Origin of the sequence: Alkalihalobacillus alcalophilus ATCC 27647 = CGMCC 1.3604 (assembly GCF_000292245.2) — a bacterium.
Classification (GTDB): Bacteria; Bacillota; Bacilli; order Bacillales; family Bacillaceae_D; genus Alkalihalobacillus; species Alkalihalobacillus alcalophilus.
The window spans coordinates 47772-54731 of the sequence record NZ_ALPT02000025.1; the positions used below are offsets into that span (position 1 = coordinate 47772).

Annotated in this window: 4 protein-coding genes; 1 reads left to right on the forward strand and 3 read right to left on the reverse strand. The window is 35.7% G+C overall.

Annotated features, from left to right (window positions below):
• Positions 1-80: 80 nt before the first annotated feature.
• The gene (locus BALCAV_RS08725; protein ID WP_003320892.1) at positions 81-2417 is read left to right on the forward strand and encodes a helix-turn-helix domain-containing protein; all 2337 of its coding nucleotides are present in this window, start codon (positions 81-83) and stop codon (positions 2415-2417) included.
• Positions 2418-2470: 53 nt separating this feature from the next.
• On the opposite strand, the gene BALCAV_RS08730 is transcribed toward BALCAV_RS08725, so the two are convergent.
• The 3 genes from BALCAV_RS08730 to hemL form a co-directional block, all read right to left on the reverse strand.
• Positions 2471-4024, reverse strand: a complete 1554-nt coding sequence (locus BALCAV_RS08730) for an extracellular solute-binding protein (RefSeq protein ID WP_003320891.1) — start codon at positions 4022-4024, stop codon at positions 2471-2473.
• 112 nt (positions 4025-4136) lie between these two features.
• Positions 4137-4958 (reverse strand): sugar phosphate isomerase/epimerase family protein, encoded by an 822-nt coding sequence (locus tag BALCAV_RS08735; RefSeq protein ID WP_003320890.1) that lies wholly within the window; start codon positions 4956-4958, stop codon positions 4137-4139.
• Positions 4959-5324: 366 nt separating this feature from the next.
• Complete coding sequence (gene hemL, locus BALCAV_RS08740; protein ID WP_003320889.1) at positions 5325-6614, reverse strand: glutamate-1-semialdehyde 2,1-aminomutase; 1290 nt, start codon at positions 6612-6614, stop codon at positions 5325-5327.
• Between the last annotated feature and the right edge of the window lie 346 nt (positions 6615-6960).

The following is a 6960-nucleotide window of genomic DNA, read 5'->3' on the forward strand; positions in this document are numbered from 1 at the left end:
CCTTAAATTGAAGCTTAAAAAGAGGTATAATCAGGACAGAATCAATTGAAAACGCTTTATCTTTGATTAGGGGGGGTTGAATGAAAAAGAGAAAAACAAAATTCTACTTTAAACTGTTAGCCTTTATATTAATTGTCAGTACGTTCCCAGTTGCTTTTGTCGGGACATTTTCTTATATAAAAGTCTCAGATTCGATGCTGGCGAAAGCTTCAGAAGAACAAAAGCAAAATATCCACCAAAGAAATATAAACGTTGAGCAAGTATTAAATACGATTGATCATTCTTTAACTTATTTTGTTAATTCTTCGTTTTTAACAGATACTTTACAGCAACCAATGGGAGCTGTGCAATTTCAAAGATATCGACAGCTAAAACATGAATTAAATTATTTACAATCCTTTGATACAGGAATTGAAGACATTCTGATTCTCAGTTTCAATCACAACTGGAAAATTAATAATGAAGGACTAAATCACTTAGATGAGCAAGAAATCGATGAACATTATTCTAAGTACCTCCAGTCTTACAGTGGGACAGAATGGCTCTTGGAAAAGAAAAAAAACACCCCTGCTCATCCCCCAGATGAAGAGGTTGAACATTGGGAAAGTCAAGCCCATTGTGATTATAGCATTCAGTTAGTGAAACAACTCCCACTTGTTTCAAGCTCAAAGACTGGTCTAGCCGTTGTCAGTATCCCATCATGTTCTCTATCTAATATTTTGACGACTAGTGGTGAAACAGAACAAGTTATGATTTTAGATGAAAATTTCCGAATATTAGCACATAATAATCCTTCTTTGATCGGCGAATATTTCGAGGACGTTTCGATTATTGAAAATATAGATCATACCGATACAAATAGCCTAGGACAAATCGCCACTAGCCTAGACATGACAGAATCAACAATTACTTATAAAAAATCAGATTATAATGGTTGGCTTTACTTATCTATTATCTCTAATCAAGAATTAAAACAAGAAGCAAACGCTATTGGGCTATTTACGTTACTCGTTTGTGTAAGTATTATTATGACCTGTTTTATCTTTTCTTGGTTCGGCTCAAAAAGGTTATATAAACCTATTAAAGAGCTATACAAAACACTTATGACCAACATGAATCATTCATCCAGCCCCAAACAACATCGTGATGAATTTGAAGCTATTGGTGATCAAATTCACCATATGTTAGAAGAAAATAAAGTGCTAGAAACAAAGCTTCATGGACAAATCGATCAATTAAAGCATTTATTCAGTGTTCGTTTACTAGACGGGCAACTAAAAGAAGAAGAACTATTAAATATTTATTCATCTTATCATTTCACAAAAAATTGGCATCATTTATGTGTTTTAAGTTTACAAATTGACTCCCTTGAAAATACTAGCTATACAAACGGGCAGAAAGACTTATTACTATTTTCAATTAACAGCATTGTAGAAGATAATGTACCGACTCAAAGACGGTTGACTCCGATTATTCGTAAAGATGTACAAGTCACGATTCTTTTAAGTACATTGGAATCTCAGGAATCCTTTGAAGAATATATTCATGAGGTTGCTACAAGTATTCAAACAAAAGTCCAAGAAGAGTTAGGCTTATCAGTAAGCATCGGGGTTAGCCATCCTTATGCCGAACTTTCTTCTACGAGAGAGGCTTATCTTGAAGGGGTAGAGGTTTTAAAATACCGACTTAAATTTGGTCAAAATTCAATTTTATACTATAAAGATATTGAAGCTGGAAGCTCTTTTCAAACATATTTTCCGGAAAATGTTAAAAATGAGTTATTTGACTTTATCAAGTTAGGTGAAAAAGACAAAGCTGAGGAAGCTTTAGAAAGATTGATTGCCACAATCTTTTCAAAAGATTTAACCCCAAATCAATACCAGATTTCTTTAATGCGGTTATTAAATGATTTAATTTTATTAATGCAAACACTTGGTATAGAGCTAGAAAATGTTGATGATAAAAAGTCATTGTTTGATCAGTTTTTTGAGTTAAAGTCGATTGAGGAAATTACGAATTGGTTTAGAGACCACATTATTTATCCATTAATTCAATCCATCCAAGAACGAATTCAATCAAAGTATAAAAACATCTCAGAAAACATCATTCATATTATTCAGAAAGAGTATGATACAGAGCTTTCACTTGAATCGATAGCGGAGCGGTTGCACTATAATCCTAATTATTTAAGTAGTATTTTCCGCAAAGAAACGAATATCTCTTTTAGTGAATACTTATCAATGTATCGTCTAAATATGGCGAAACAGTGGCTTATTGAATCGGATTTATCTATTAAAGAAATTGCTGAAAAGTTTCACTACAACAATTCACAAAACTTCATCCGTTCTTTTAAAAAGAAAAAAGGAATCACACCAGGAAAATATCGTGAATTACATGCTAAAAAGAAGTTTGAATAATAAAAAAGGATGTCTCTTAAGGTTCATTTTCATGACCTTTTGAGACATCCTCTTTAACAATCACATTGATAGGCTTGAGTAAATTCCTCGATTATTCGGTTTCCGCCACTCGTATACCAGTTTTCTACTGCTTTTTGAAATCCATCCTCATCTATTTGTCCAAGAATAAATTGAATGGTTGCATCCTCCATCATTTGCTTTAACTGGCTTCCTTTAATGACAAATGTATCAGAATCTAGAGAAATAGTCGGATTGTGTATTAAATGCTTTTCATTTTGCTGAATTAAATCAATTGCCTTCACTTGAACATCATAACTAAAATAACGTTCATAGCCTTTATGTGTCTCACTCTCACCAATTTCAAGCGCTAAATACGGCCTTACTTCTTGATCATGTAAGGCTGAGTTTATAATATTGGCCATACCATCAATGACTTCATAGTGTTCACCTTCCACTCCCCACAATAATAAGTTACTTATTTCAGGTGTCAATAATTGGTCGTAGAATGAAAGGATTTTTTTCAAATCAGCTTCGGTCTTCACAGATGACTTTGGAAATAATAATAGATTCGAATATCCAGGTATCGCCCAAATCCCAAATTCACCATCTGCTCGCCTCACCTTACTATGAACATCAAACTCGGCGTCAGGATTTATCAAAATAGCTTGATTATATAGGTTAATGACATCAGCCATAGAACCTACATAAATCCCCGCTTCCCCATTCACTAACAAGGACTGCTGCTCCATTTTACTCGCAACTGGAAAGTCTTGATTCATATAGCCGTTTTGATAAAGCTCTCTCATGTATTCCAACGTCTCCATATATTCAGGGAACATAAATTCAGGCAATATTTCGTCGTCTTTGATTCCAAATTCATTCGGAACCCCAAACCAGGAGGAAATTGTTTTAAAAGCTCCAAAAACTAAGTCACTCCGTTCAGTTAACCCGATTGTATCTTGTACACCTGTACGATTAGGGTCATCTTCGGTAAAAGCTCTTGCTAATTCAAAAAATTCTTCAGTCGTTTCCGGTGCCGATAATCCAAGGTTCCGAGCCCAATCTTTACGATAAATGATCCCTTGCCGTGACAGTGGCCTCCCTTGATAAAGAGAATAAATCTTCCCATCTACCTTTGTATTAGATAAGATTTCTGGTTTTAATTTACTTAAGTTCTCAAACTCCTCTAAATACGGGCCAATTTCCCAAAACTGTTCATCACGGATGGCATCCTTATATTGATTAAACATTTGAAAACTCATGGGGACAACCATCGGCAAATTCCCTGTTGCAAAAGCGGTATGAACACGATCATTATAATTAGTCTCACGAACAAACTGAATGTTTAACTTCGTATTAGTGGCCCCTTCAATCAACCTTTTTATTTTTGTATTGGGCACTTCGAAGTTATGTAAGTTTAATAGCATCGAGATCTCATAAGGATCTTCAGATGATTTTCCAGATGTAGTTTTATAATTTATTTGGCTATCTTCATTCTTTTCACCGATGACAGCGTTTTCATTTTTGCTACAAGCAATGAGTAATAAAAGAAGAAAAGAACATATCCAAAACGAAACAAATATTGGCTTTCTTTTAAATAAGATCATTACATCCCCCTTCAACTTGCTTGTTCAGTAATATCCTTCAATAGAATAAGAGCACGATATAATTATTATAACATTCTTAGTTATAAGAAAAGTAAGAAATAATAAAAACCGTTTATTTCCGCATCCTGTCCATGATAAACCTTTGAGCTTCCAAAATATTATCTGAGTTAACAGAATCTAAAATAATCTCAATATGTGGTTTGTGTTGAAACAACCTTGCAAATATTAATTCATAGTTTAAATGACCTTGTCCTACTGGAACCCATGATAACTCATCGTTCTCTTCAAAAAAACAGTCTTTCGCTTGAAAAGCAACGATCTGTTCCCCTAATAATTCAAACATCTCTTCAATAACGACATCTTGATTTTTATAATTTTTTTCCGTAATTAAATTGCCCGGATCAAGAACAACTCCTAGATGAGACGAAGGAACTTCATCAATTAATTTTCTTAATTTTTTAGCGTTATCAATGAGGTGATATTGAGCAGGCTCTATCCCAATAAATACGCCCCATTTTTCTGCTTCTTCTAACAACTCCTGAAGCGTCTCTTTTAATTTCGCCCAATCCTCATTCGTAAAATGTCCAGAATCGATTTTTCCTGTTTCTGTTGCGACAATTGGAGTTCCAAAAATTCCAGCATAACGGATCATTTCTTTATATCTTTCCTTATTTACCTGATGCTTTTTTTCATCTCTTTCAAACAAATGTAAATAGCATCCTAAAACCGAAATAGAACTGCCATGCTTCTCAAACTCTTTCTTAATATATTTGGCCATTCCCGGATTTAACCTTCCCGGCTTCGTAAAATCATATTCATTAAAAGCCTTCCATAAAGCTAATTGCACGTGCTGAAATTGATAGGAACCTACTTTTTGGGCCACATCTTGAACCGTTCCTTTATGACATAGATGAGCTAATACTCCGATTGACATTATGTAAACTCCTCCCAATTAAAATAAAAAACTACTTATACATTCCCCTCTTTCATTCACTCATTACAAAAAGGTTGACCTACTATCCTTTTATTGATTTGATAAGTTAGAAAAAATCTGCAAATAACCAATCGAATGTCTTTACAAACTAAATTGTATTATAAACTCTCGATAATCGTAATAATCTTCATATCAGAAAAACTAAAATCTAAGATATTGATTATCCATGTTATTAGGGATTATCCTCCTTGTGGGCCACTTAAGACTGTTCATTTAGGAAGGAAGAAAGAAAAAAAACGTCCCATAAGATCGTTATCTTATGAGACGGCTTTTCTATATAATCATCACTTATTTACCTAAATCTACTTATGCTTTTAACTTTGAAAAAGCTTTTTGGGCTGCTGCTATCGTTTTGTCGATATCCTCTACAGTATGTTTGGTTGATAAAAACATTCCTTCAAATTGAGAAGGTGGAAGAGAGATACCTTCATTCAACATCTCACGGAAATAGTTTGCAAAATAATCGAGATTTGATGTTTTCGCTACCTCAAAGTTCACAACTTTTTCATCTGTGAAGAAAAATCCGACCATAGAACCGATACGATTAATATAATGTGGAATTTCATATTTTTCCGCTGCTGCCTTTAACCCTGTTTCTAAGCGCTCTGCTAATTCGTCAAAACGTTCATAATCAGCTGGTGTTAGCTGGGACAAGGTCTCATATCCAGCTGTCATCGCAAGCGGATTCCCAGATAACGTACCTGCTTGATAAATTGGACCGCTTGGGGCAATTTGCTCCATAATTTCACGTTTCCCCCCAAAAGCACCAACAGGTAATCCACCACCAATTACTTTTCCTAAACATGTTAAATCAGGTATGACACCTAGTGTTCCTTGTGCACAATTATAGCCGACTCGGAAGCCTGTCATTACCTCGTCAAAAATTAACAAACTGCCATTTTGCTCCGTAATTTCACGTAGGCCTTCTAAGAACCCTGCAATTGGTGGAACAACGCCCATATTTCCTGCTACAGGCTCAACGATAATAGCGGCAATGTCGTCACCAAACTTATCAAAAGCATATTGAACACTTTCCAAGTCATTATAATTCACAGTCAATGTATTTTGAGCTACTGATTCTGGTACTCCAGGACTATCCGGTAAACCAAGTGTAGCTACACCCGAACCTGCTTTAATTAATAAAGAATCACCGTGACCATGATAGCAACCGACGAATTTAAGGATTTTGTTACGACCTGTGTAACCACGTGCCAAACGAAGAGCACTCATCGTTGCCTCTGTACCTGAGTTGACCATACGGACGACTTCAATCGAAGGCACTCGTTCAATAACCAGCTCAGCAAGCTTTGTTTCCATTTCATTTGGAGCACCAAAGCTTGTCCCTTTTTCTGTTGCTTCTTTTAACTTTTCGACAACCTGTTCATCGGCATGTCCTAAAATAAGTGGTCCCCATGATAGGACGTAGTCAATATACTCATTTCCATCGATATCATAAATTTTTGACCCTTTACCACTTTCCATATAAACCGGATTCATGTTCACCGATTTAAAAGCACGTACAGGACTATTAACTCCACCTGGCATAAGTGGCTTTGCTTTTGCAAAAGCCTCTTCTGATTTTTGATAATGACGCATCTAAATCCCCTCCTTAAATATAAAGCTTAGTCCGTTTGCTTAGAAGCGAGAAAAAATACAGGGCTGACTAGAAAGTCGCTTTTTGACTTTATAGGCAGACCGATTTTTCTCAAGCTTCTAACGGACGCAGCTGGATTGATATAAAGCGAAGCCTGTTCGGTCAGAAGCGAGAAAATTAAGGATCAACGCTAAGTTCGCGCCATCCTGCCGCAACGCCTTGTACCCACTTCCTGTGGGCAGGGGCGGCTGATGAAGACGCTCTTTGTCTTCACTCAGACGAACCGATTTTTCTCGAGCTTCTAACAGGCGTAGCTGGATTGATATAAAGCGTAGTCCGTTTGCTTAG

Excerpts from the sequence above, each read along its gene's own strand:
- BALCAV_RS08725 (WP_003320892.1), top strand. The coding sequence starts at position 81 with ATGAAAAAGAGAAAAACAAAATTCTACTTTAAACTGTTAGCCTTTATA.
- BALCAV_RS08730 (WP_003320891.1), bottom strand. The coding sequence starts at position 4,024 with ATGATCTTATTTAAAAGAAAGCCAATATTTGTTTCGTTTTGGATATGT.
- BALCAV_RS08735 (WP_003320890.1), bottom strand. The coding sequence starts at position 4,958 with ATGTCAATCGGAGTATTAGCTCATCTATGTCATAAAGGAACGGTTCAA.
- hemL (WP_003320889.1), bottom strand. The coding sequence starts at position 6,614 with ATGCGTCATTATCAAAAATCAGAAGAGGCTTTTGCAAAAGCAAAGCCA.